The 26425-nt window shown below is 45.4% G+C and carries 18 protein-coding genes; 6 read left to right on the top strand and 12 right to left on the bottom strand.

Going from position 1 to position 26425, the window contains the following annotated elements; all coding sequences use genetic code 11:
• Positions 1-243 precede the first annotated feature (243 nt).
• The 6 genes from IXB50_RS03245 (at position 244) to IXB50_RS03270 (ending at position 7171) form a co-directional block, all read left to right on the top strand.
• A complete protein-coding gene (locus IXB50_RS03245) occupies positions 244-1986 on the top strand; it encodes an ABC transporter ATP-binding protein/permease (protein WP_215607500.1) in 1743 nt (580 codons plus the stop codon).
• Positions 1987-2301: 315 nt separating this feature from the next.
• Complete coding sequence (locus IXB50_RS03250; protein ID WP_215607501.1) at positions 2302-2796, top strand: Nif11-like leader peptide family RiPP precursor; 495 nt, start codon at positions 2302-2304, stop codon at positions 2794-2796.
• A 5-nt stretch (positions 2797-2801) separates the two neighbouring features.
• A complete protein-coding gene (locus IXB50_RS03255) occupies positions 2802-4061 on the top strand; it encodes a nif11-class peptide radical SAM maturase 3 (protein ID WP_215607502.1) in 1260 nt (419 codons plus the stop codon).
• Between the two features lie 455 nt (positions 4062-4516).
• Positions 4517-4849: a hypothetical protein gene (locus IXB50_RS03260; RefSeq protein WP_215607503.1), complete on the top strand. Its 333-nt coding sequence runs from the start codon at positions 4517-4519 to the stop codon at positions 4847-4849.
• A 199-nt stretch (positions 4850-5048) separates the two neighbouring features.
• Positions 5049-6137 carry a hypothetical protein gene (locus tag IXB50_RS03265; protein WP_215607504.1) on the top strand — a complete coding sequence of 363 codons (1089 nt, stop codon included), beginning with the start codon at positions 5049-5051 and terminating at the stop codon, positions 6135-6137.
• 14 nt (positions 6138-6151) lie between these two features.
• Positions 6152-7171 (top strand): iron-containing redox enzyme family protein, encoded by a 1020-nt coding sequence (locus IXB50_RS03270; RefSeq protein ID WP_215607505.1) that lies wholly within the window; start codon positions 6152-6154, stop codon positions 7169-7171.
• Positions 7172-7256: 85 nt separating this feature from the next.
• On the opposite strand, the gene IXB50_RS03275 is transcribed toward IXB50_RS03270, so the two are convergent.
• The 12 genes from IXB50_RS03275 to IXB50_RS03330 form a co-directional block, all read right to left on the bottom strand.
• Positions 7257-8480: a calcium-binding protein gene (locus IXB50_RS03275; RefSeq protein WP_215607506.1), complete on the bottom strand. Its 1224-nt coding sequence runs from the start codon at positions 8478-8480 to the stop codon at positions 7257-7259.
• A 423-nt stretch (positions 8481-8903) separates the two neighbouring features.
• Positions 8904-10091, bottom strand: a complete 1188-nt coding sequence (locus tag IXB50_RS03280) for a class I SAM-dependent methyltransferase (RefSeq protein WP_407658785.1) — start codon at positions 10089-10091, stop codon at positions 8904-8906.
• Positions 10092-10207: 116 nt separating this feature from the next.
• On the bottom strand, positions 10208-11422 hold the full coding sequence (lhgO, locus tag IXB50_RS03285) for an L-2-hydroxyglutarate oxidase (RefSeq protein ID WP_215607508.1): 1215 nt from the start codon (positions 11420-11422) through the stop codon (positions 10208-10210).
• A 33-nt stretch (positions 11423-11455) separates the two neighbouring features.
• Positions 11456-12691 carry a class I SAM-dependent methyltransferase gene (locus IXB50_RS03290; RefSeq protein WP_215607509.1) on the bottom strand — a complete coding sequence of 412 codons (1236 nt, stop codon included), beginning with the start codon at positions 12689-12691 and terminating at the stop codon, positions 11456-11458.
• 57 nt (positions 12692-12748) lie between these two features.
• A complete protein-coding gene (locus IXB50_RS03295; RefSeq protein ID WP_215607510.1) occupies positions 12749-13606 on the bottom strand; it encodes an FkbM family methyltransferase in 858 nt (285 codons plus the stop codon).
• Between the two features lie 21 nt (positions 13607-13627).
• Positions 13628-15784 (bottom strand): hypothetical protein, encoded by a 2157-nt coding sequence (locus IXB50_RS03300; RefSeq protein WP_215607511.1) that lies wholly within the window; start codon positions 15782-15784, stop codon positions 13628-13630.
• Positions 15785-15792: 8 nt separating this feature from the next.
• On the bottom strand, positions 15793-16611 hold the full coding sequence (locus IXB50_RS03305) for a PIG-L deacetylase family protein (protein ID WP_215607512.1): 819 nt from the start codon (positions 16609-16611) through the stop codon (positions 15793-15795).
• Positions 16612-16615: 4 nt separating this feature from the next.
• On the bottom strand, positions 16616-18694 hold the full coding sequence (locus IXB50_RS03310) for a glycosyltransferase (protein ID WP_215607513.1): 2079 nt from the start codon (positions 18692-18694) through the stop codon (positions 16616-16618).
• Positions 18695-18787: 93 nt separating this feature from the next.
• The gene (locus tag IXB50_RS03315) at positions 18788-20032 is read right to left on the bottom strand and encodes a class I SAM-dependent methyltransferase (protein WP_215607514.1); all 1245 of its coding nucleotides are present in this window, start codon (positions 20030-20032) and stop codon (positions 18788-18790) included.
• Between the two features lie 200 nt (positions 20033-20232).
• Positions 20233-21276 (bottom strand): NAD-dependent epimerase/dehydratase family protein, encoded by a 1044-nt coding sequence (locus IXB50_RS03320; protein WP_215607515.1) that lies wholly within the window; start codon positions 21274-21276, stop codon positions 20233-20235.
• Entirely contained in the window at positions 21200-22057 is an 858-nt protein-coding gene (gene rfbF, locus IXB50_RS03325; RefSeq protein ID WP_215607516.1) for a glucose-1-phosphate cytidylyltransferase, read from the bottom strand. The genes IXB50_RS03320 and rfbF overlap by 77 nt, the downstream gene beginning before the upstream one ends.
• 84 nt (positions 22058-22141) lie before the next feature.
• Positions 22142-26152, bottom strand: a complete 4011-nt coding sequence (locus IXB50_RS03330) for a tetratricopeptide repeat protein (RefSeq protein ID WP_215607517.1) — start codon at positions 26150-26152, stop codon at positions 22142-22144.
• Positions 26153-26425 lie beyond the last annotated feature (273 nt).

Consider the following 26425-nt stretch of genomic DNA (forward strand, 5'->3'; position numbering starts at 1 on the left):
CTACTACGCGGATAGGAGTATCGCAATGCACATAGATGGACTAGAGAGTGAGCAAATCCACACGATTCTAATGTTAATGGCCTTGAACATTATTGTCTTTGCTGCCCTGATAGTAAAAGTTCAGGCAGAATTTGCATTTTCTTGTTGGTGTCAATTATTCTGATTCGTTAATTTCTGTCATTTTTGATTGAAATATGTTTGAGTACTTGTCCCTGCTCAACGACCGCAATTTTCGCTATCTGGATGCAACGTTTCAACTTTCAAATCTTCCAGCGCTTCTGGACTATTGCCAAAACCTACTGGTTCAGCAACGAAAAATGGAAAGCCCGTGGCCTGCTCCTCCTGATTGTTATCCTTCTACTCGCCTACACCGGTCTCAGCGTCGTCTTAAATAATCAGCGCGGCGAACTGATCTCAGCCCTCTCTGCCAAAAACGAATCCCGTTTCTGGCAAACGGTCATTATCTTTATTGGTGTTCTCGTCATCTACGCCCCGTTGCTGGCGGGGTACACCTATCTGCGAGATCGCCTCGGTCTGGCCTGGCGGCGCTGGCTCACCACCGACTTTGTCCAACGCTACTTTGCTGATCGTGCCTTTTACCAGATCAACCAGTTTCGTACCGATATCGATAACCCCGACCAGCGGATTGCCGAGGACGTCAAAAACTTCACCCAAGAATCTCTTACTCTAGCCCTTGTCCTATCCGACTCAGTTTTAGAAATTATTGCTTTTAGCGGTGTCCTTTTAGGTATTTCTCGTGAACTGGTCCTTTTTCTCCTGGGCTACGCCATTATCGGTACTCTCGCCACGGTCGGTGTTTTTGGTCAACCCCTTGTCCGTCTAAACTTTGAGCAATTAAAACGAGAGGCTAACTTTCGCTTTAGCCTCGTCCGCGTGCGGGAGAATGCTGAAGCCATCGCTTTCTACCAGGGGGAGGCCCAAGAATCAACCCAGGTCAATAACCGCTTTATGGCCGCTTTTGACAACTATAAGCGTCTACTGGGCTGGGAGCTGGGTCTCAATGGTTTAACGAATGCTTACGAATTTATTCCTTTTATTCTCCCGGCTCTGGTGGTTGCTCCTGGTATTTTCAGTGGCGATGTGGAGGTGGGAAAAGTAAGTGAAGCTCAGGGGGCATTTATCCGGGTTTTCTTTTCTCTCAATCTGATTGTTGCCCGTTTTCAATCCCTCAGTGCCTTTGGTGCTGGAATTGACCGTCTCTATGACTTTGCCACCTCCCTGGGGCATGTTGAATCGTCAGAGGGTTTAGCAGACGATGTGACTACTCAACGTCAGGAGAAAAAATCTGGCCATCCTGTCATTGGGTTTGAAGCGTCATCAAAGCTAACTCTAGATAATGTAACCCTGCAAACGCCCAACTATCAGCGTACGTTGATTGAAGCGCTATCCCTGGAACTCGATGCTCAAAGTTCCTTGCTGGTGGTGGGTCCCAGTGGCTGTGGTAAGAGTTCATTGATGCGTGCGATCGCAGGTCTCTGGAATTCTGGCACCGGCACCATCCAACGTCCCGATCTAGAGCACCTGCTATTTCTACCCCAGAAACCCTACATGATCCTGGGCAGTCTTCGCCAGCAGCTGCTTTATCCTTACCCCGACATCGAGATTAACGACACGCAGCTCAAAGCGGCCCTAAAACAAGTCAACCTGCCTGATTTAGACGAACGCTTTGGTGGCTTTGATGCCGAAGAAGAATGGAGTGATGTATTGTCCCTGGGCGAACAACAGCGGTTGAGCTTTGCCCGTGTGCTGTTGCACGAGCCTACATATACCGTTCTGGATGAGGCCACCAGCGCCCTTGATCGAGATAATGAGAAACAACTCTATGATCATCTGGCCGCAACCAAAACCGCTTACCTCAGTGTTGGTCATCGGAAATCTTTAGAAGATTATCACAGCTCTATACTAAGGCTGGCCGAAGACCACACCTGGAAGCTACAGCCATTGGCTAAGGAATCCGGTTCCTAGGAATTTAAAAGTAGTCGTCAGAAATTAGTCAGAACATGTCAGCAAACTATCTCATAATTTAGATTATACGCTCAAAAACTTCTGTAAGACATAGTTCAGGATCTATATAATCGACCCCGCCGTAACCCCAACTTAACGCTATTAGGAATAACTCAGTACGTTCAGGGATTGCCTCTATGGGATTGTCCATCCCCACGTAGCAAAAATAAATGCCATTTTGGCAAGTTTGATATCCCCTCCACAGCTATACCTTTAATTAATCACACTAAACGCTATCACCAACCATTTAGCCAATCATCAATGGGGATAAGGGGTATGCTACCTAACAACATCCTAGAAAAAGTCAAAGAGTTTTTGGTGCGCCTGGTCAAAGACTCTACATTTATCACCCAGCTGCAACAACGATCGGCAGATCAGGTGCAATCATTTTTACAGGACGCTGGGTATGACTTTTCCCAGGATGAGTTTGAATCTGCCACCCTAAAGATCCTAGATCTCAAAGAACAAAACCAGTTTCATGAACTCTCCGAAGCAGAGCTGGTAGGTGCTGTGGGTGGCTGGTTGCGACTATACCCCAAGTATTCTGGTTGGTTGTTTAAACGACCTGGGAGATTTCCCATCGATGACCCCATTGCTCAGCCCATGTATGGTGTTGTGATCGAACCACCAGCAGACGGTCACCCCGTTCCTATCCCTGAACCACCTCCTATTCCAGGGCCACAACCCATGTATGGTGTTGTGATCGAACCCATTGATGGTCCCATTTTTCAGCCAATGTATGGCGTGATTACTCCCCCTGAGATTCTTTAGTGGCCATGGCATATCATCGCACAAGCTACGCTGTCTGGGAGATTACCTTAAAGTGTAATCTGGCCTGCAGTCACTGTGGCTCACGAGCAGGACAGGCTCGCGCTAAAGAGCTCTCCACTGAAGAGGCCCTGGATTTGGTTCAGCAGATGGCTGAGGTAGGTATTAAAGAAGTCACCCTCATCGGTGGAGAAGCCTTTCTGCGGCCAGATTGGTTGGAGATTGCAGCAGCCATCAATCAGGCTGGCATGCGCTGCACCATGACCACGGGGGGCTACGGCATTAGCCTGGCCACCGCCACCAAGATGAAAGCAGCGGGGATTGCCACTGTCTCTGTGTCCATTGACGGATTAGAGGCCACCCACGATACTCTTCGGGGCCGGAATGGGGCTTGGCGGTATGCATTTCAAACCATGGGACATCTGCGCGAAGTGGGCATTCCCTTTGGCTGTAATACCCAAATTAATCGACTGTCTGCTCCAGAGTTGCCATCTATTTATGAGCATATTCGAGCTGCGGGGGCTGGGGCCTGGCAGCTGCAGTTAACGGTGCCTATGGGCCATGCGGCTGACCATGCGGAGATTCTGCTGCAGCCCTATGAGTTGTTGGATCTGTATCCGATGCTGGCTCGGATTGCGGTAAGAGCCCAACGCGAAGGCCTCCAACTGCAACCGGGCAATAACATTGGTTACTACGGTCCCTACGAGCGCTTATTGCGGGGCCGTGGCAAAGACAATGACTGGGCCTTTTGGCGGGGATGCTCGGCAGGACTTTCCACCTTGGGGATTGAAGCTGACGGTGCTATTAAGGGATGTCCTTCGCTGCCAACGGCGGCCTATACGGGAGGGAATATTCGCGATCGCAACCTGCGCGATATTGTTGAATCCACAGAAGAATTACGCTTTAACTTGGGGGCAGGAACTCCCCAGGGAACCGCCCATCTGTGGGGATTCTGCAAAACCTGTGAATTTGCCGAACTCTGTCGCGGCGGCTGTACCTGGACCTCCCATGTGTTCTTTGACCGTCGCGGTAACAATCCTTACTGTCATCATCGTGCCTTGACTCAGGCCCAACAGGGTAAGCGAGAACGGTTGCAGCTTAAGCGACAGGCCGATGGTCTCCCCTTTGATAACGGTGAATTTGAGTTAATGGAAGAACCGGTTGATGCCCCCTGGGATAAAACAGACTCGCTGCACTTCACTGCCGATCAGGTGCAATGGTCCACCAGTTGGCAAGCAGAAGAATCCTTAGCATTGACAACATCATGAGGTAGATATGGAGACGACTATCAGCAATCCCCCAAAAGACATAGATAATTCAGATCCACAGTCTATTGAGCCAATTCCGCTCTTGCCTCGTTCTGCCTGGAACAGTCAACTAACAAAAATGCGGATAGTATTAACAGTTAAGCAATTGCTTGATCAACAAGAAAGAGTTTTATAGATATCATCTTTGCAAACGGGCCCCTTATCCATAGTTGTCGACCTCTCGTCCGAGAGGTCGACATTTTCTTTGTATGTGAACTCCGGAAGGCAGTGTTATCGCTATTGCCTGGATTTAAAAGACTGGATTTTCTCCCATGGATCTAACCGGATTGAATCAAACCAGTTCCCATGCCAAATTGGCAACATATCTCTTGCTGCAAGGAACAGAATAAGAGGCAATATAGCCAAATAATCTTGGCGAAATGTAACCGTAGATAGTGAAAACCAGGGGGAATATCATGGTAAATAAGCGCTTTAAAATTGAGAATCTGGATAATTTAGAAGACCTCACATCTGAGGAGCTTTCCCTTATTCAAGGTGGGATGACAATTGCTGTAGCTGAGCCTCAAGCTGGGCCAACTGAGGCTAAAGCTGATTCAGTGGAGCTTCAAGCAGAAGAACTGATTGCTTATCCACTCCCCCTTCCTCCCCAGCCGATTCCCTATCCACTGCCGATTCCTTGCTATCACGGTGGTCACCGACCTTATCCAAAACCCAAATATATTCCGTGTGTCTGTAGTCCCTACCCTACCAAAGACGGTGACTTACCTTGGTGTGCTGTCATCTTATAAGTTTCTATGGGCATCACCCTAGGAGTGTGTGCCTTAGCCCTGTAATTTTGAGGCATCCTGTTCTACAGGACAAACACCTTAGAGACTTTCTAGATATACCTGGAAAGTCTCTAGACATAAAAAAATGCTTATATCTCAGATATGGCCAGAGCATAAGCAATACAGCCCGATAACGACTTAATCTTTAGAAAATCAGTCGATGTCTAATATTACAATTCCTAACCTGCAGGTAAATAGCACCTCAGATTCAGGCCAAAAGACTAAGCTAAGCACCAAAAAGCCAAAGCAGACAGCTGCTTCAGATTTTTTCCCTCGATTAGCCTGTCAAATTAATCTCTACAACAATCAGCTGATTCTTTCTCAGTATGGCCAAGAGTTTGCTTTTCCAATCAATCAGCCATCGGGGAAAGGATTATACAAACTATTTTTGCTGATGGATGGAACTCGAAGCTTACATGAACTCCAGCAGCTATGTTCTCCTGAGGAACCTACAGCGATTACTAAACTATTGTGTAGTTTAGATGATCAGGGGTTAGTCGATAATGCTGCGGCAGTGACAATCCATTCAGGTCAAGAGACTTTACTAGAGTTAGAAGCATTATCCCAGAAATTACTAAATCAAAAATTATTTGGCCATAGTGTTAAAGATATTGCTTTATGGCAGTTACTTCAGCTAGCAAATCCTGAAATATCAGATAACGTTATCTCTGGCTTTGTGTTAGAACATTACCATTTGTTCTCCCACATCAGCTCTTTCCAGTCTCCCACACTGGGTTTTCAGGGCTCCACCAAGGTTCGATACCTACTCAATGAATTCTATGCTCAAACCTATGGCTATGAGCAGATAATGGTGAAAGCGCTCCATAACATTGACATTACGCCTGAAGAATTGGCTTCTACATTGCCACTGCCAGAGACAATGTCAATGTATAACGGGTTGACGTTTTGGGCAAACTTTGAACCGTTGTTTTTCTTCAGTATTCTAGGCCTCTTGCTCGATAGCATATTAAATTGCTTTAAATGTTATCTTACGACAATTTCAAGGGATGAATTAGGGAGTTGTTTTATTGAAGCTATAGGAGAATTAGTCAGTACTCAACAACAACATAAGCAAATTAATTTGGGTCGGAGTATTTTTCAAGAGATTCCCCATATTGATCCAGAAACAGTGCAACGATTTAAGGGACAAATTCATCTGTTTGTGGAAATGTACAGTAATTTCTACAGAGCTATTGGCCACTACTATCTGGAGACGCCCAATTTATTACGACGACTATTAATTAATTAATGGGGAAAGATGACATGCCATCAGCACAAAGGCTAGAAGAAAAACCACTGTCATTTAAGGATCAGGTACTCTTTAAGTTTAAAGATACGCAGATTGAAATTCGCCATCGTGACCAGGGGTGCGCTATCACCATTCCAGAGGAAGGCCAGCAGGAGATCCTTCACTTTTTAAGGCTATTACAAATTGGCAATTTATCGTTAAAGCAGCTAAGCCAGGCTTGTCCAGATATTCAAAACCAAATTCCAGAACTACTGGATGAGTTTATCCAGCGTGGATTATTAACTGAGACCCGAGATCTATCCAGGGTATCTGGAGTCACCGGACGCCAATTTTATCGAGAACTTTCCCGATTTCTGAAGCGATTTAAGCAACAGTTTCCTCCGTCACCCTTATCGCAACAGTTGGCAGATGGTACGCTGTCTAGAGAGCAGTTAATTGGCTATGCCCTGGAATCCTATCATGTTACCCACCTCTGTCCTCGGCTGTTAGCCCCTGCCTTGGCTCAATACGAAACAACAATGACTCAGAATTTGCTTCAGGAGTTTTTTGTCTCTGAGCTGCATCATGATCATTTAATTAAGAAGTCATTAAAAAGTGTTGGTATTGAGTCAGAACAACTGGCACAGCTCCAACCCCTGCCTATGACCTTCACGGTATGTGCCGCTCTAGGAGTCTTTGCTAGACAGCATCCTCTTAGTTTTAAGACGGCTCTGATGCTATTTGAAGAGGATGATAAGGTATTTCATGAATTGTTCAAACAACGCTGTCAGGCATTGAATATGCCATCTGATTTTTATCGTCCTATCTTGCTCCATGCCCATATTAATGAGGAAGGTGCCCATGATCAGATTACGGCAGATTTACTAACAGACGTGCCTTATGTCTCACCAGAAGAGCAGCTTTTGGTCAAGAAAAATATGACACTGTTAATAGAATCTATGATCCTGCGAACCTATGAAATTCTAGATTACTATGGTAACCCTGATAATATAATTCCTCGTTGTTTTATGACTACTAAGGAGAGCCGGATATGACTTCAAGCCTTAATGGCTAAAGACCTTGAATAATAAGGATCTTGGCTACTAAGGCTTGAGTATGATTGCCAACTTTGAAAGGTTATTAAGCGAAGAGTACATCGGCACTGCCCAGTTCAGCCACAGTTACCCCTGAAAACAACACTTGTCCGCCTGTTTTAGATGTGAATTGAGCACCTGAGGATGTATCTGTTATGTTTTGGAAAAGCCTCCGTTTAACAGCAGAACTATCGACCCCTTGCACCAGGATTTTATCAGTACCAACCTCAAAATCGAGAATTTTATCAACTTCGCCTGCTTTCAACCGATTAAAGACAAACGTGTCGGCATCATCTCCACCCGCAAGCAAATCACTGCCTGAGCCGCCCCAGATAACGTCGTTACCATCTCCACCATGGATTTTATCGTTTCCAGCATTGCCCCACAGTCTATCCTTTCCTAAGCCACCTTCGAGAATATCGTCCCCTGAGCGTCCATAGATGCGGTCATTCCCTAAACTGCCATATATTCTATCTTGACGGTTGGTGCCATGAAGCTTGTCTCTCCGAATTGTGCCATAGATAACCCCTGGTCCCAGGTTGCCGATCAGGGTATCACCGGCAAATTTAGTTTCACTTTCAGTCAGTTGTACAATGGTGACTCGAGAAACATCTTGCTTGAAGGTCTTTTCATAGGTGCCGCTAAAATCAGCTGAGATGAAATCATTACCATTGTTACCTCCCACATCTTTCACTAGATTCTTTTCTATATTGGAGAGTGCGGTTCGAATTCCGGTACTTTTTCCTTTTCTAATATTACCGATTTGTTTCGATGTAACTAATCTCCCTCGAAAGCCAAAATAGTCTAACACCTTAGCCTTCGGTTGGGAGGTATCTAACACCAGAAAAGCTGTTTTTGCAGTGGCCCGATTATATTCAGCATCTGGATTTTCAATTTCTTTAGCTTCAAGATCAATATAGGTAGAAAAATCGAATGAAAGGGGTTGCCGGTCACTCACATCAAACGTTACAACCACCTCTGTTTCACTAGAGCTACTGCCTCTATAGCCGCCGTCAATGCCTTCACCCGAGGCTTCACTAGCACCAAAAATCGTCGCAAAATTGGAATCGCCGGAGAAAAATGCAAATGCATCGGAAATAGCAGTTGCAACTCCCCCTTTAACTAAAGCCTTTGTCTCGGAATTTGTCAGTGAGTCAGTTGTTGTTAAACTATAATTAGAAAAGGCAACACCTTCAGATTCGGCTCTTACATAATTAGGCGTATAGGAAACGGCTCCTGTAGGCTTCATAAAGAGTGTCGTCGATGCCATGTCAATTACCTTTTTTTATAAGTGGTTGCTAATCTGACAAGGTAGGAAATATAGGGCGTTGCTGATCCTCGAGATGATTTCATCTGAAAGATACTGTCATATGGCATATCTAACTGAGCGGTTCATCCCCTAAATCAGCAACGGCAATATAGAACTCGATAGCTGCCAAGCCAGAAAGTTACATTACTATAGACAAGTCAAAGAAAGAAAATCTGCCATTTTGGCAGATTTTCACCTGAGGGGCACCCAGTTTAGGTTCCGCAACTATGGTTCTTGTGATCCGAATCCTGGCTGTTAGACCCCGGTATCCTAGGACTGGCAAGGCACAGCCCCTACAAGACTATCTATATTGAATCGGGTTTAAGGAATTAGGATTTGTAAGCATTAAGCTCATAAGAACCATGAACTTAATGCTTACAAATCTTAAACACTTCTCAGCTCAGGATTTAATCCTAAACTTTCCAAAGTTTGTTGAATCTCATGTTTGTATATCGAATTCATAATAAGTACAACGTCTGGTTGATAGTCTTGCAAGAATTCTGGGGAGACGATTCTTTGCCCCGTTCCAGCTATATACATTCCTTGCTTGCGTGGATTAATATCAACTACATAATCAATTCGGCTTTGAGTTTTGAGTATATTCAAAAAGGTTACACCTTTAGAACCTGCTCCCCATACGACAACACGGTGCCCTTGGGCCAGACTCTTTTCAAGTTCGTGCTGCCAGGTTGTCACCTTACTCCGAAACTTTGTTGCGAAGGTATTAATGTCACGAGTAGTTTTTTTGACGTCATCTGTTAATGAGTTAGTCGTGGCTTCTAATGAATTTCCAGGGGAAACTTCTATGCAAAGAAATTGCCCACGAAACTCTTCAGTTAGGTTATGAATATTAAATCCACTGCGCGTGAAGGTATAGGACAAAGAGATCGGCGTAAAATAGCAGCAGTGCTCATAGATAATATCCCATATTGCCATATGGTGAAAGGTATCTAGCCCATTGGGCACCTCAAAAAAAATGGTTGTGTTGGAGCGATCGCCAATGGCCCGCCGAAGGTTATTTAATAGGGCCGTTGGATTTTGAATATGCTCAAGGGTGTGTCGGCAGACAATAAAGTCACCTTGGTAGTGTGCATAGTCCTCTGAGTAAAGATCCTGGATAAATTGAACGCGATTGCCTAGTCTCTTGTGTTCTGGTAAAGGGACATAGGTCGGATCGAAGCCAACGCCGCGATTGTCCCCCATCTCGCAGAGAGAAACGAGAAAATCGCCTTTGCCACAGCCAATTTCAATGATAGCTTTATGATGTAAGTCGTGATTATTGATTAGCTTCAATGCCAGGTTTTTTGCATATTCTTGAAAACGAGGAGAGAAGTCTAGCGAATTTTCATAGAATTCTGTATATTCCAGAAGCTCTGGATTGAATTCACTATTGCCGATGAACCCGCAGTGATGACAAAAGGAGAGGCGGATATTCCCTCTAGCACAGTCGATGGCTGCTTGACGGTCTGACCAAAGTACATTGCAAAAGATTGGAACGTCTAACATTTCAAAAAAAATGTTCCAATCTGAAGTGCTACATACAGGACACATGCTACGCACCTGGTCTGACATCTGATTTTCAGAGGCGTATATTTCTTTTTCAGCTTTATACTTTGTTGATAGTGTATGCATTTGTAGCCGGATAAAGAGTTGATATGATTGTTGGTGTGGTTTATACAGATCACTGGCTAAACAGTCTTCACCGTCGTTAAACCAGCTAGTTTGTAAGCTTGCTGAGCGATCGTCTTGCCAATCGTCAGGGACGATGTGGCGGCTGGAGAAGGGGCATTACATACATGCAGTGCATTCTGTGCTCGCATAATGAGAAAATCATCCACCAGCCTGCCATCATTTCTCAGGGCTTGAGCCCGTACCCCTGCCTCGGTGGAAATTATGTCGTCAGCCTGAATTTCAGGAATCAATTGTTGTAAGCTTCGCACAAAGGCCGCTTTACTAAAGGAGCGAATCATTTCCTGGATGCCTTCACTGGCATGCTTTGTGGCTAATTTCCAAAAGCCTGGATAAGCTATAACTTCAGCAAAATCTTGCCAATCAAAGTCGGTTTTCTTGTAGCCCTCTCGCTTCAAGCTAAGGACGGCATTAGGACCCGCATGCACACTGCCATCAATCATTCGGGTGAAATGAACCCCTAGAAACGGAAAGTTGGGATTGGGCACTGGATAAATTAGCCCTTTGACGAGGTAACGCTTTGTCGGGGTGAGTTCATAGTATTCTCCTCGGAAGGGGACAATCTGTGCCCTTGGATTCATACCAGCGAGCTTAGCAATGCGATCGCAATAGAGTCCGGCGCAATTAATCACAAAACGGGCTTTAAAAGCGCCCTGATTCGTTTCTAAAATTTGACCATTACCATCATCGACAATCTTTTGAACCTTTGTATTCAGTCGCAATTCTCCCTGTTGTTCTCTAATCAGCTCTACGTATTGTTGGCAAACTTGTTTGTAATCCACAATGCCAGTGGAAGCCACACGAATACCAGCCAGGCAGTTAACATGGGGTTCAATCTCCTGAACTGCCTGGCGGCTAAGTTTAGTCAGCTGAAGCCCATTTTCTAGACCCCGGCGATAAAGCTTTTCCAGCTGTGGTAACTCTTCTGATTTGGTGGCAACGATGACTTTGCCGCAGACGTCGTGGTCAATGCCATAGGCCCGACAAAATTCCACCATGGAGCGATTGCCATCGCGGCAAAATGTTGCCTTTAGGCTACCGGGCTGATAGTAAATTCCTGAATGGATAACACCGCTGTTATGACCGGTTTGGTGGTGGCCCCAATGGCTTTCTTTTTCCAGAATCAGAATCTTCACATCTGGATACCTCTGGCCTAGCTGCATAGCAGTCGCTAAACCGATAATGCCTCCACCAATAATTCCAAAGTCATACATAGCTCAAATAGAAAAGAAGACAGATGACACTCATCATACCGACATCACTTGAGTGATAACGCCGAGGGAATCAAGACTATGCTGAATCTCGCTAAGATAGATGGGGTTCATCACAATTACGTGGTCTGGCTGATAGTCTGTGAGAAATTCTGGTGCCATAATTTCTTTGCCAACACCCGGTATAAATTTACCTTGACGATGGGGATTAATATCAACAACGTATTGAATTAGATCAACGGTATCAAGGGTGGTGAGAAAGGAAACACATTTGGAGCCTGAACCCCACACTACCACACGTTTACCACTGGCTTGGAATTGCTCTAAGGTTTGCTTCCAATGGGCCAATTTCTGCTGAATTCGAGTAATAAAGGCTTGAACAGTCTGAACTAGTTGTGCTGGAGTTTCTTCTAGGGGATGAACTTGTTCAGCCCTCGTTGCAGTCGGCTTAGCCTCAATGAGTAAATATTGATCGCCATAGGCTCGATAAAGATCAATAACCTCAAATCCGCAGGAGCGAAATAGGCGAGCTAGGGAGCCAGGGGTGAAGTAGGAGCAGTGTTCGTAGTAGATATCTTCAAACGCTAGATCTTGCAAAACACGGATGGTGTCAGGAACTTCGAAGAAAATAACGGTATCCTGGCGATCGCCAATGGAGGTTCGTACGGTTTTAAGAAACTCAGCTGTGGGCTGAATATGCTCTAACGTATGACGACAGCAAATGAACTCTCCCACATACTGGGCGTGTTTTTCAGAATAGTAATCCTGAATAAAGGTGACCCGACTCGCAGCTTCGTTTTGGACCCGTCCTGGTAGAACACTGGGATCAATGCCGACACCACGATTCCCCCCCAACTCACAAAGCAATAACAGGAAATCTCCTTTACTGCAGCCAATCTCGATAATATCTTGATTACGCAAATCGTATTTATCGATAAGTCGGTTAGCTAAGTCAAGGGCGAACTGATTGAAGGTGGGTGAAAAGCTTTGCTGATCTTCATAATTAGGTGCGTAGGCAGACCATTGTGGATCAAAGGCTACGTTCGTAATAAAGCCACATTCAGCACAAACACCCAAAATGACATCACCCTGAGGAAAGTTAAGGGCATCTTCCTGAGTTGGCAGCATCAAACAGCTATGCACAGGCACCTGGCGAACGTCGTAAAAAATCGACAATCCTTGATGGCCACAATTCGGACAGGTACACTCGGATGGGGTAATTGAGTTTTCCAGAGGTATGTTTTGAGGGATGGATAGTTCTAACGTGTTCATTCCCTTTTCCTTTTTATAATTTGAATAAATTCAGTTTTAATCGCTGTTGGGGCTAGGTCATTCACTCGGTTCTGCTGGGATTGCGATCGCATGTCCGATATGCCACCCAGGCACATCATAGGCTGCTTCAAGGTGGGCGATCTGATACCCTAAGTCTTTAACATAGGCATCCAATTCTTCTTGTTTTTTTTGAAAGTCTCCTAGCTGAGCAGCATCAACTTCATACAGGAGAATAGGTTTAAACGTTCGGATGGTTGCTAACATCCCTTGGATAACCTGTAATTCTGCCCCTTCCACATCTATTTTGACAAGACTGGGAGGTTTTACCTTTTTCTTGTTTATCCAATCATCAATAGAAATTAAATCAACCTGTACCGATCCAGCCATATCCGGAGGCGTACCAACGGTTGAAAGTGTTGCCCCTCCAGAATGCTGGGCTAATAGCAGATTCCCCTTACCACTATTTTGAGAAACTGCCTTTTCAAACACTTTAATCTGTGAAAACTGGTTTAGCTTGCCATTACGACGAATTCTGGCTGCATTTTTCGATACTGGTTCAAACGCATACACCTGCCCCAATTTTCCAACTAATCGAGCCGCCAGGGTACTAAAGAAACCAATATTGGCCCCAATGTCATAAAAGACATCTCCTGGCGTGAGGTGCTGAGCTAAAATCTTTTGAATAGGTAGCTCATAGGTTCCTTGGGCAAAGGTGGGATTAGATTCATCTGGATGAAACTGAAGTCCCGCACCAACACCTTGGGGAATGGTGACGACGTCAGACTGCTTTTTCTTTGGTTTTGGTTTTGGTTGCCGTTTTGGTTGTCGCTTAACATCCGGCTTATCTGCCATCTGATTTAGCCATTGAACAACTTCAGCCGTAGCTCCTAAGGTGAATCTGAAAAATGATTTCATAATCATGACATGTTGATCCCTTCAAGTGATGAGTCCCACTTTTGCTACGAAATTTCTAAATATACTGCCAGTGTCGTTTCCCCACTCCCAATTGGCAACAATCCCAACTCGATTAATGGATAATCTTGGGGTATTGGGATATACATCTGTCAATGCCCGAGAGAGAACGGGTTCACCATTAACAAACACCATGAAGTTCATCCCATCAAATACGGTTCTCAATTGATGAGGCTTGCCCCAAAAAACTCTATCCGCCACATTAGTCCAGACGGCATCATAGAGTTCCTCATAGCCATTCAGGTAGAAAAATGAAGAGATGGAAGCCCCATCATAGACATCGTCTAACCAATTACTGACGGTTATGTAGTTATTCTCATCCTGCCAAAAGATTAAGCCACCACGGCCTCTTTCCCTCTGATACCGGCGATGACCAGGGGGAACAATCTCTACTTGTAAATCAGCAAAATGAGGGTTGTCCCACGGGAAAGTCAATGCCGTACGTCCTGGATTGGGGTGTTGGCGACTAGCTTGTACCTGTACTGCAGAATCCCCAGTCATCATCATCTCACCCCTGCCCAGGGCCCTCTGCCATGTCCGATGCCCAACGGGAGTGACTCTACCGACTAAATTTTGGGCACATCCCGAAAAATCATCAGCAACAGCGATGTGAGTTCCATCAACCTGCCAGGGTTGGCCTACATTCAGGGTTGATGGCATTGGCATACTGCGAGCATGGACCTCAAACGCCCGTAGATATTGCTGAGGATTGGCTTCCGCAGCCATTAGCCCCACACCTGTCGCATGTCCTAAGCGAGGGTCGGTGAATGCCTTGTTAAATATTAATTGACCGTCCAAGTACAAACTGAAGGCATCACCATCATCTGAGATCTGTAAAGTGTGTAGAGTATTTGGCTGCAAATGCCATAATTCGCTGATGGCCACCACCTCATCATGGCCATCGACACAGATGCAAAGCTTACATGTTTTGTTGTCGGTGAGTAACATCCAATAGTTATCTGGATTGTTCACCCGCCAGGCCAGACCTGTACCCGTAATGGCCGTCGATGTTTGAATCAGGACATGAATTAGGCCAGAAGGTTCATTGGGATCCAGCACAGTTAAGCTATCAGGTGCCAGGGCTTTAGCGCCCTGAGAGGTTAACTCAAATTGGCCGTTGTAATCGATCCAGTCTCCCCCCACTTCAGCAGAAGTATCGCTGATGAGCCCTGTGCCGCATAGCTGATCAGCAACGTGAGCCGTACCGTACCATGTTGCTAACGTTGGTATTTGTGCAACCTGAGCACCATATACGCGAGTATCTACTCGAAATCCAATTTGCCCTAAGACACTCTGGTAAATTGCGGCATAAACTTCAGAATCCTGATTAAAGGGATCAATCGCAATGGGGCGCATATTGGGATAACTCACAAACCCCTTCGCATTGGGTACAGAGGCAACATAGTAGGCAGCCCCCTGCTGACGTAAAACAATAACGTAGTAGGTCTGCAGGTTTTGCAGGCCCTGAAACGCAGACATTAATTGTGTTCCGACTCTGGTCAGAAGTTCTCCATTATTGAAGCCAGTAGCATGAACAATTAACCCATTGCCTTCTGTTTTAGGATCTAATGGAACTTCCCTCGGAAACCAGCCGATGGCTAAGTTCTCATTTAGCTTTGGCACGGCAAAGTAGTTTGAAAATTCAGGAGCACTGCGGATCCACCACCATAAACGGCGCATAAATCCCTTTTTTTGGGGTCTTTTTAGCCATTGTTTAAATCGTTTATTGGGTGGGTCTGTTTCGCTGCCGATCCACCAGCGCTGTAAACGACGTTTCAGGGGCTCAATCCGTTCTGCTTGAGACGTGTTATGGCCGTTGGACAGGAGTACTGCAAAGGCTAATCCATGGGTGCGTTGGTAAGGCCCATAGGCAATTCCCTGGCGGCCCCATCCAGGGGTTAATAGGGGTTGAAATCTCAGCGCTCCGTTGTCAATCGCAATTTGATGTTCCAGATCACATCCTCGGCGTAACGTACCATTGGTGCTCAGACTCCCAATGGCTTTACCCGCAGGTTTAGCATCTCCATAGAGATCAGTACAGATAGGTCTTGACGGTTGTGGATGATCCTGTTGCTTCTGTTCTGGTGGTTGAAGCGTGTATTTGCGATCGCGTGTTAACATAACGTCCCCTAATTCAAACGGTAGCGGTAGAAAAACTCATAATCCTGGAAAAAGCACTGCAGAAATTCTCCCTGGGCAATATCTCCAAGTGTTGACCAACCAGAGTCCGGAATCAGACGGGTCATTTGAGATCGATGTTGTTCCAAGGCTATACGTTTCAAATCTAGGACATCCTGGATATCAACAGCATGTCGGAAATACTTCAGCCAATTTAGTCCAGTGTTCCAATGATGACCCAAGGTTGACGATTCTTGTTTCTGCTGGGCTGCAAAATTTGTCCAAGGCCAGTTACACCAAAACCACACAGGATATTCATAAACGGTGGTTCTAAGGCCACATTCTTTTAGCGCAGACACCACAATATGGCATGTAGCATTATGGTCTGGCACACCATCTTGACGGTACGGAACAAACACCTCCTCCGGCAAAGTTGTCAGCAAAATCTCCTTGACTTTTTTGATTACCATGTTTTTGTGATGGGTCAAGGTGCCATCGGTGATGTTGAGAAACATAACGTCTTTGCTGGCAACGCCTAGTTTCTCCGCCGCTGCCAGAGCTTCATTTGACCGAATTTTCCGGAGGTCCTTGGCGGACATAACATGGGAGTGCGATTGGCTCCCATCGGTCATAAAGACAATTTTGATAGGTGCCCCCGCCTGGGTCTTTTTTAGAATAGTACCGCCACATCCTAATGTTTCATCATCTTGATGGGGAGAAAATACAATGGCAGACCGTTTCAAAGAGTCTGGCTGAGCAAAATCACAACGTCGCTGCATTAATGCATGACAGCTACGGCGCACTAAGGTATTGAAGTTGAGGTCTGTCATAGAGTTAACCCGGTCCCATTGTATTTTCCACTTCACAGAGATGTTGATATTGGTGCAGTAAATCACTCGCTACCTTGTCAAAGGTAAAATATTGCACCGCTCTTTGTTGTCCAGCCTGTCCCATTTGTTGCCTGCGCTCACGGTTCGACAACAGCTCTAATATTGCTGCAGCTAATGCATCGCTTTCTCCTCGCTCAACCAGGAGACCAGTCTTGCCATGTTCAACCAGCTCTGGAATTGCGCCTGCCCGAGTAGCAATTACTGGTAGTCCCAACGTCATAGCTTCCGCAATGGGCATGCCAAATGCTTCGTGGCAAATAGAGGGAAAAATAAACAGATCGGCTTGCCGATAGAATTTTGGCAATTCGGACGGTTGAACCAGGCCTGTAAGCGTGACGGGCTTCGTCCCATCCTCGTTCGCCATTTGGTCGAACTTGAGCATCCACTGCCTCAGGTAGCGATCCCAATTGTTATCTTCGTGGAAGGATGACAGTGCTGAAACTTTCGGATCATCACTTAACCCTACCAAGTATTCCAAGGGGATCACCCCTATCGCTCCGATCAGCGTTAGCTGCACATTTGGCTCCTGCTCAATTACTTTTTGGAAGGCTTCTAATAAAACATGGGCTCCTTTTTCTGGGCAGACTCGACCGACAAAAAGTAATCGTTTGACGGACGTTTCAGAAGAGGCTCGATCGTTTCGATAACGGCTTCTAAAGTTCAGATAGCGATCGCTATCTACTCCATTATGAATAGTTAAACAGCGTTCTTCTGCCGCCGGGAATCGCTGTTTAACTTGGTGGGTAATATATTGACTTGGGGTGGTGATTAGATCAACATTGCGTAACCGCTTTTCCAAAACCTTGTGGTTAAGCTGATCGAGCCATTCACAATGCATGTGCAGAACAATCTTGATCTCTGGTGAAAGAGCACGGATCACCGGAGCAAACTGAGAAAAATTATGAATATGAACTACATCATGGTGATGCTTTCTCAATTCATTGCCAATTTGCAAGCTATACCCTAGATAATAAAGACCAGATGCAAAACCAGGTTGGGTGATTGTATTAAATCCTGGAAAACGTTCAAGTTGTTTAAGAATCCCTCGATCCAGTTTAATGGGAATATACCGATAACGAACTCCATCATGAACGGTTTCTTGGAGTCTTTCTCCAGGAGCATAAACCGTGATATCACAGGCTGTTCCTAATCGCTTAACCAATTCATAAGTCAAAATCCCAATTGAGTCAGCAGGTTCTGGAAACACGGTCATCACAAAGGGCTGACAAACAAAGGCGACCTTTAGTTTTTGATTTGAACCTTTGGATTGCTTAATCTGATCAATCTGACGTAACTTTTGATGCACTCGCGTCTCTAATATTGAAGTAGTCTGCTGAGGCAATGCCAAGACATTTTGATAAGTAGAGCTGGCCTCAACAAAATTTCCTTGCGTTTGGGAGATCACCCCAAGCTGATAGTAAGCTTCAGCCAGCTGCGGATTGAGGGTAATCGCCTGTCGATAATAATCAGCCGCTGTCGTTAGATCTCCTGCCCTATGACGATTAATACCCAAGTCGTAATTTAAATATGAAAAATGTATTTCCTCTGCTTCAGAAAGTTTATTTTGACTGTAGAGCACATTGGCCAAGTTTACCTGGGCTTCAGGGAGGTGTGGCTGCAGTTGAAGCGCCTGCTGATAAGAGCCAATGGCCTGGTCAACCTTACCTTGTAGTTGAAAAACATACCCCAGATTATTAAAGACTGGATAGGCCTTAGGTTGTAAGCCAATGGCTTTTTGGTAGGCGTCTATGGCTTCCTGTAAATGACCTTGTATTTGATGCACATTCCCTAAGCTAAACCATGCCTTAAAAGATGAAGGATTGATTTGCAGGATAGAATTAAGCAAATGTTCAGCATCGTGGTAACGACCTTTCTGTTGAGCTACCATGCTGAGGCCATGTAACGCATCTGTATTGCCCGGCTGAAGCCCAAGAACTTGCCGATATATACGGTGGGCTGGTTCTAGATTGTTAGATTTCTGATATTGAACCGCTCTTTGTAGAGCTTCAGCAACAGTAGACATATTATTTTTGTTTTACTAATGGCTTTTGCTAGTTACTGAAGACTTCCTCTATAAGACACCTGTGAGCATAGTCTTCAACTTGGGTATCTGTTTTCACAGAATGTGAGGCTCAGGAATAGGGATAATAAACTGCCCACCTCTTGCCTGATAAGTAGATTGTTGTTGCATAATCTCATCAGCAAAGTTCCAGGCCAGGATCAACACATAGTCTGGTTGATCCTCAATCAATTTTTTCACCGGGAAGATGGGAAGATGATTCCCCCCCATATATTGCCCATGCTTGACTGGATTTAAATCCACGACATAGTCCAACAGTGTTTGGTCGATCCCTACATAGCTCATCAGGGTTGTTGCCTTGGCAGCAGCACCATAGCCAACGATTCGCTTACCTTGCCGCTTTAAATCCTGGAGAATGTCTAAAAGCCCCTGTTTAACACTATTGACTCGAGCAGCAAAATCACGATAGTAATCAATGCTGTCAACACTTCGCTGGTGCTCTAGTCGCAATAGTTCAGTGACTGAATCATCGACAGACTCATGGGGTTCGACAAAGAGTCGTAGGGAGCCCCCGTGAATGGATATACGCTGAACGCGATTTAGAAACAACCCGTGACAACGGAAGAGCCGATCCAGGGCGGTCACCGAGAAATAGCACAGGTGCTGATGATAAATGGTATCAAACTCACAATGGTCCACTAAATCAACAACATAGGGAACCTCAATGACAGCCATCCCCGTGGGTTTGAGTATCGTATAGATACCTTCTACAAACCCATTCAGGTCTGGTACATGGGCTAAGACATTATTCGCTAAAAAAACATCTGCCCTTTTGCCTTCAGCCACTAATTGTTGTGCCAGCTGTTGAGTAAAGAACGTGCATAATGTGGGTATGCCCACCTTGTGGGCAGCGGCCACAGGTCCGTCAGCAGGGTCAATTCCCAATACCGGAATGCCATGCTCAGCAAAATTTCTCAGCATATAGCCATCATTGCTGGCCGCTTCTATCACCAGGCTATCCTTGTTAAGTGACTTCGATTCAATGATGGCCAGAGCGCTGTCTCGAAAGTGTTGCAACAATGATGGTGATACCGACGAAAAGTAAGGATAATCCCGGCAAAATAGAATTTCAGGAGATACACTTTCGGTGATTTGTAATAGCCCGCTACTCGGGGAAAAAGCCAATTCTAGCGGAGCCGTATACTCTGGCTGATCTAATTGGTTTTCGGTGAGCAGCGCATCGGCTAATGGAGTATTTCCAAAAGAAATTACCATTTCCAGGTCACGCAATCCTCCTGAACGGCAGGGTGGTAACTGATCACGGGCTATTAACTCAAGCATTGGACATCATCTCTTTAAAGCGTACAGAATAATATTGTTGAGTACCAACTCAAAGCGGGACGTTTTTCCAAGGATAGTATTCAGAAGTCAGAAGTCAGGAATCAGTACCTCACTGGCTTCTGGCTTCTGGCTCCTGATTCCCCACCTAGCCAGGATTTTCTGGCTTAAGTTGATACCCATATTGTTGAAGCAATCAGATATTAAGCAGCAGCAACAGCGACTTCTTTCCACCGTAAACTGTCATCCAGCTTATCCATCTTCAACAGTTTTTGGATATGGGCAATCCGTTTATATCGTGGACCTTCAAAGTCATCGAGGGTTAACCCGATTGCTTGGTAAGCGTTATAAAGCTCCTGGGCTCCTTTGCGCGCATCCCATTGAGGTTGAAACTCAGGTAATGTGTGAGCAATCTTACTGCAATCAACCCGGTAGCAGCGCTGATCAGGACCTGCATCCGGCGCATAGTCGATCCGGCATCCAGGAACCGTCTGCTGAACAATTTCAGCAATTTCCCGAATCTGATAATTATCCTGATTGCGCCCCACGTTAAAGGCCTGATTGTGGACTTTTTCTCGGGGAGCATGGAGGACCGCCAGAAAAGCTCGGGAAATATCCTCAATATGGACAATTGGACGCCAGGGAGTCCCATCACTTTTCAAGTAGACTCGTCCAGTTGTAAACGCCCAAGCCACTAAATTATTGAGCACCAGATCAAATCTCAGTCGAGGTGAAACTCCAAATGCTGTCGCATTCCGTAGATAGGTGGGGCTGAAATGATCATCGGCCAGCTGATGGAGATCCTGCTCAACCTTAACCTTGGAGATACCGTAAGGAGTCACTGGATTAAATGCCGATTGCTCATCTAACCAGTCTTGTCCCCCAGCGCCATAGTTACTACAGGAGGATGAGAAAATAAAACGCTCCACACCAGCTTGCTTTGCGAGTTTGGCTAACTGGACCGATGCCAGATGATTAATCTCATAGGTTAAATCTGGATTGAGATTGCCCAACGGATCGTTGGATAATCCGGCTAGATGTATAACAGCATCAACTCCCTTCAGGTCAGAAAGCTGAATATCTCGCACATCCTTTTTGAACTCTGGGATAGTAGGTACACTCTCTCCAAAGGTACTTCCTTGGTATAAGTTATTATCTATGCCAACAACATCATGACCTGCTGATAAGAGCAGGGGCGTCATGACCGTTCCGATATAGCCTTGATGTCCCGTAACTAACACTCGCATCTTTTTCTTCCTCCCAAATTTTCCATGGTGGATTGCCACCATCCCAAAGCTTTTGCAGGCGTCTTTTATCCCGCAAAGTATCCATACATTGCCAGAAACCGTCATAGCGATAGGCCATCAGCTGACCGTCTGCTGCCAACCCCTCTAAAGGTCCTTTTTCCCACTGGGTATCATCCCCCTCAATGTAGTCAAACACCCCAGGTTCAAGCACAAAGAATGCACCATTGATCCAACCTTCCTCGGTTTGAGGCTTCTCTGAAAACTCCACCACCTGATCTCCATCCAAGGTTGGTAGACCAAATCGTGATGGGGGTCGCACAACTGTCATGGTGGCTAATTTGCCATGGCTACGGTGAAATGCCAGTAGGTCGCGCAGATTCAAATCTGAGACACCATCTCCCCAGGTCAACATGAAGGTTTCATTATTCATGTAGGGAATTAACCGCTTGATACGACCACCTGTGTTGGTATGTAGTCCCGTTTCAATGAGTTCAACATTCCAATCGGGTTTGTTGTCACCACCATGCATATCAACTCTACCACTGCGGAGATTAATCGTTAGATTACTGTTGAGGGAACAGTAATCAACCATATATTTCTTAATGACTTCGGCTTTATAGCCTAGGGCAATGACAAAGTCTTGCAAGCCATAGTGATAGTAATGTCTCATGATGTGCCAAAGGATAGGCTGTCCGCCAACTTCCACCATGGGTTTTGGCTTACTTTCTGTTTCTTCGGCTAGGCGGGTCCCCAAACCACCGGCAAGCAGTCCAACCTTCATAATTTAATCCTCCTAAACTTTGTTTTTTGGGATCGTTGACTGTAAGTAGAAAACACCTGAAACCCTCTACTCAACTTTTTGGAGCTACTGGTCGTCCATTAACCGTTCTGCAATATAAGCTTTTAAGGGTGCAACCCTGTCACTTGAGAGCCAGTTAAAAACTTGATTAATGCCTGCTGGAGAAGAATCGATTCTAAGGGCATCTTGAATTAGGTAAAATGCGCTATCCAGTCTGCCGACGTCGACAGGTATCATGGCTCTGTCCAAACACCACTTATTGTGAAATCTGCGAGAATTCTTGGTGATTTCGTCGCGCCAATCAGCAGGAAGATAGCCTTCGGAAATTTCTATCGCGCGCTGATGTCCAGCTCCAGGAGAGCCATCTTCCTTATCCTCAATAATGAGACTTCTGGTCATGCTATTGGAATGTTGACGGTAGTGGGTGAGAATGCCAGGCTCGTACCACCAGTCATAGAATGATGCGACTCGTTTATAAAATTCCCAGTCACAGGCATAGAGAAAATCAAGGCAATATCCGCCTAATTTCTCATAGGCATCCCGTCGGATCACCATGGAAGGTGGACCTAGGGAGCAAGAAACCCCAAGTCTTTTAATCCAATCCTTCACCACACCCCGAAAATGTTTGAGATTATGCTCTTGTCTAAAGATGACTTTGCGGTTTTCATTGATATTTTCATAGCCAGTAAAGGCTGCTCCAACAGAGTCAGGGCAGGTTTCCAAACTGGTTTTTAATCGGCTATAAAAACCAGGTAAAACATAATCATCATGTTGTAAGAGATGAATCCACTGGCCTCGACAAAGAGAAACAAGAGTATTCCAATTTGGTTGCAAAGGAATTGTCTTGGGCAATCGATAGTAGCGAATAATGCCTTGTCCCAGGGCATTGACAATGTCAAACAGTGGAGGGTCACTACCATTATCCAGAACAACAATTTCCATGTCATCATGTCCGTTCCACTGAGCTAAGACGCTAGCTAGACACTCGGGAAAATATTCTGGGCGGTTTACAGCAGGAATGGCTACACTCCAAAAAGGTCGTTTGCCGGTATCCGGTGGTACTGGAGGAATGGCAGGAAACTGATGTCCGCCAATCTCAACCGGTTCAAAGGTGATCGTTGGAGGAGCAAAATCTTCAAAGTTGGGATGACTAACCTCGGCTTTTTCAGAGCAGTATTGAGCTAAATAACCTGGGTTGATCAGACTCACCGCCTGATGAAAAGCCTGTACCGCTTCGTCAATGCGCTTTTGGATTTGGTAGGTGCGGCCCATCTCCATATATGCAGTAGATTCTAGGGCACTCCCTTCCTGATCGGGCTTGAGTTTTATGGCTTTCTCAAAACAAACCAATGCCTCCTCCAGTTGACCCTGTTCATTCCGTTTAGCGATTCCCAATCCCAAGTGTGCCTCTGCCAGGTTTGGGTCGAGCACAATCGCCTGTTGAAAATAGTCAATCGCAGATTTTAGATTTTCTGCCTTTTTCTGAACAATGCCCAATTTATAATTCAGCTTGGCATAGTGTATCCATTTATCATCTGGTAGCTCTCCATTTAGATGTAGGGCGTTCGCGTGATGGACATCAATTTCTCGGGAGTTGGGTTCGAGGCTCAATGCTTGACGATAGTATTTAATTGACTCGTCTAGTTGACCATTTTGTTGCAAAACATAAGCCAGGTTATTGTAAACCGGCACTAGATCAGCGCGAAGTTCCAGAACCCGCTGATAGGCTTTGATGGCATCATCTAGCCGACCTTGCCCTTGCCAGAGATTTCCCAGAGAAAACCAGGCGGAGAATAAATCAGGTTGAACTTTAATGGCCCGATTGAATAAATCTTCGGCAATCTGCAGTTGTCCATTCTTTTGAGCAAGGGTAGCCAGTCCCACCAGTGCTCTGGGTTGATCTGGTTGTCTAGCAATCACTTGCTGATAGATTGTCTGAGCTTCAGTTGTTTTCCCTAATGCCTGTAATTTTTCGGCACGATCAAGCGCTGTCTCGATCTCTGAGCTGTTCCCTGAAGCGCTAAGTTTTTTAGATTTGTTCACCAGTTTTAACAAAAAGTCTTCGAGGCCCCTGACGGATTGCAAATCTCGATATAAACGATGCTTGTTTTGAGCAATCTGAAGGGATATGGTTTTCCGGTATTGAGGATCTTTTCCTAATCGAGCTGCGATTTCAACATAGTCTTCCTTACTGGAGGCAATTGTTGCCTCAACATCCATCATTTTGAGAATGGCATAGCTGTGACGCCCCCGCATAAACTCCTCTGGCAGTGTCACAATGGGGAGATCAAAGACTAGAGATTCCAGGGCAGAATTATGACCTGACCAACCAATGCTGTCTAGAAAAATATCAGCCAGGGATGCAGTACCAGCAAACTTTCTCGGATTCATCCGAGGTACAAATCGACAAAACTCTTGGTAATCTAGCTGAAACTGGCTGAACGCATCACGTAGACGCCCTTTAAAAATGTCCGTCACGTGCTGAGTTCCATGCTCAATAAAAACAAACCTGGCTTTGTCTAGCTGACTGGCGATTTTTGGAAAGACATCATCGTGCTTGGGTAGGTACTTAAAGAGAGACTGACAGCACCAGAACATGACATCATCATCAGTCAGATTAATCTCTTGTCTGGAAACAGGATGCGGATAATACTCCAGGGGAGTATAGTAAATAGAGAGATTGGGCAGGCGAACTAACGTCTCAGTATAATGCTCCTCCGCATTCTCAGGCTCCATCAACTCACAGCTCAAGAAATAATCGATCGTGGGCAAACCACTTGTCTCAGGGTGTCCGGCAGCAGCCAGTTGAATCGGTGCTAGTCTCAAGCTACCCAGTTCTAAAGTAGTGGGATCCATGCCAAACTCAGAAAAGATGAGCAGGTGCAGTTTGTCATCAATAATTCTCTGGCACCATTGCTTGATGTCTAGCGGCCCCTGTACAAATTTTTTGAAAGACTTTCTGGCCACCAATGTCTCTGGATCTTGTCGGCATCCGGTGTGATAACCAAACAGCTCAAATTCGCCAGCATCAAGGTTCTCAACCCAGCCTTTAAGGGGGATTTTCCAGACCGAATGTTCTCGAAAGAAGCCGGAGACAATACCGACCCGAATTTTCTCTTGGGGGCGGATCTCAGGTAAGGAAATGGGCTGACTCCACTGAGGATAGCGGGCAGCCATCAGGCGACTCATAAACTGGCCAAAATCTTGCTGGAGTTGTCGATCGTTAAACCCTTGATAAGGAAGCAGGTAAGGTTGAGAAATGCCGACTATTGCGGCAGCATCGGCCAATTCTTCCACCGATGCATCATTATAATCCTGGATAAATTGCTCCAAACATTGCTGATAATTCCGGCGATTTTCAACAATTTCTTGGGAGTTTTGATAGATGATGGGTAGTTGACAAAAAATCCGAGAGAATTTTGCTTGCACACAGTCAGGGTCAATCTCTAAAACTTTTTCGTATACTCTGGTGGCTTCTCCATATTTAGCCTGCCTTTCTAGAGTATAGCCAAGGTTGATATAGGCCTCTATTAAATCTGGCCGGAGTTCGATGGCCCGTCGATATACGTCTGCAGCCTCATCATGCTTACTGCGGTTCCTCAGGATAGTTCCTAAGCAATTGTAGATAACTGCATTATCAGGATTTAACGTCAGAGCCTGCCGACAAGCGAGCTCGGCTTCGGTAAATCGACCCCGTTGCTTGAGGGCAAGCCCTAAGTTCGTGTAGGCCCAAGCAGACTTCGGATTAAGGCCAACGGCTTCTTGAAATGCGTCAGTTGCCTCAATCAATTGATATTGCTTCATAAAAGCAATGCCAAGGGACGTCAGCACGTTTGCTCTAGTATCTGGAACCAATTCATGGGTTAGTGCCTTTCGATACAATTCAACTGCATCATCCCAACGTTGTTGGTTAACTAATAGATTTCCTAAGGTACTGAGAGCAGCTATATAATCTGGATGATCTGGTCGGATTTGTAGAATTTCCCGGTAGAGTTGCTCAACATCCCTGGGGCAATTAGATTTTCGGGCAAGATCTGTCTTTTGCTGAAGTTGTTGAACTGTTTGGAGCTGACTCACCACTGAATCTCCTATTTTTTAAATCATTTCGAGCATTTCGAGATGCACCGAAGCTCTAGAAGCCTGATGAATCAGCATGCTAAGCCCACAATCGAGCGACAATTAAAATTTGTGTTCAGATGAATGTATTTATCTTTTGAAAGATTAAGCATTAGCAACTAATAACTGTTGCCAAAATGGCAGATTCATTCGTTAAGGTTTTTAACAGATTTCTCGTTTTCTTTGAATTTCAACTCAGATGTTGCCTGCCTAAACTGCATCTGGCAGGGGTAA

This window comes from Leptothoe spongobia TAU-MAC 1115 (assembly GCF_018739885.1).
GTDB lineage: Bacteria > Cyanobacteriota > Cyanobacteriia > Phormidesmidales > Phormidesmidaceae > Leptothoe > Leptothoe spongobia.

What these genes read in the sequence shown, in the direction of transcription:
- IXB50_RS03320 (WP_215607515.1), bottom strand. Translation starts at nt 21,276, where the DNA reads ATGCGAGTGTTAGTTACGGGACATCAAGGCTATATCGGAACGGTCATG.
- IXB50_RS03280 (WP_407658785.1), bottom strand. Translation starts at nt 10,091, where the DNA reads ATGTCAGACCAGGTGCGTAGCATGTGTCCTGTATGTAGCACTTCAGAT.
- IXB50_RS03300 (WP_215607511.1), bottom strand. Translation starts at nt 15,784, where the DNA reads ATGTTAACACGCGATCGCAAATACACGCTTCAACCACCAGAACAGAAG.
- IXB50_RS03265 (WP_215607504.1), top strand. Translation starts at nt 5,049, where the DNA reads ATGTCTAATATTACAATTCCTAACCTGCAGGTAAATAGCACCTCAGAT.
- IXB50_RS03290 (WP_215607509.1), bottom strand. Translation starts at nt 12,691, where the DNA reads ATGAACACGTTAGAACTATCCATCCCTCAAAACATACCTCTGGAAAAC.
- IXB50_RS03245 (WP_215607500.1), top strand. Translation starts at nt 244, where the DNA reads ATGCAACGTTTCAACTTTCAAATCTTCCAGCGCTTCTGGACTATTGCC.
- IXB50_RS03250 (WP_215607501.1), top strand. Translation starts at nt 2,302, where the DNA reads ATGCTACCTAACAACATCCTAGAAAAAGTCAAAGAGTTTTTGGTGCGC.
- IXB50_RS03295 (WP_215607510.1), bottom strand. Translation starts at nt 13,606, where the DNA reads ATGAAATCATTTTTCAGATTCACCTTAGGAGCTACGGCTGAAGTTGTT.
- lhgO (WP_215607508.1), bottom strand. Translation starts at nt 11,422, where the DNA reads ATGTATGACTTTGGAATTATTGGTGGAGGCATTATCGGTTTAGCGACT.
- IXB50_RS03305 (WP_215607512.1), bottom strand. Translation starts at nt 16,611, where the DNA reads ATGACAGACCTCAACTTCAATACCTTAGTGCGCCGTAGCTGTCATGCA.
- IXB50_RS03270 (WP_215607505.1), top strand. Translation starts at nt 6,152, where the DNA reads ATGCCATCAGCACAAAGGCTAGAAGAAAAACCACTGTCATTTAAGGAT.
- IXB50_RS03315 (WP_215607514.1), bottom strand. Translation starts at nt 20,032, where the DNA reads ATGCTTGAGTTAATAGCCCGTGATCAGTTACCACCCTGCCGTTCAGGA.
- IXB50_RS03275 (WP_215607506.1), bottom strand. Translation starts at nt 8,480, where the DNA reads ATGGCATCGACGACACTCTTTATGAAGCCTACAGGAGCCGTTTCCTAT.
- IXB50_RS03255 (WP_215607502.1), top strand. Translation starts at nt 2,802, where the DNA reads ATGGCATATCATCGCACAAGCTACGCTGTCTGGGAGATTACCTTAAAG.
- IXB50_RS03260 (WP_215607503.1), top strand. Translation starts at nt 4,517, where the DNA reads ATGGTAAATAAGCGCTTTAAAATTGAGAATCTGGATAATTTAGAAGAC.
- IXB50_RS03310 (WP_215607513.1), bottom strand. Translation starts at nt 18,694, where the DNA reads ATGTCTACTGTTGCTGAAGCTCTACAAAGAGCGGTTCAATATCAGAAA.
- rfbF (WP_215607516.1), bottom strand. Translation starts at nt 22,057, where the DNA reads ATGAAGGTTGGACTGCTTGCCGGTGGTTTGGGGACCCGCCTAGCCGAA.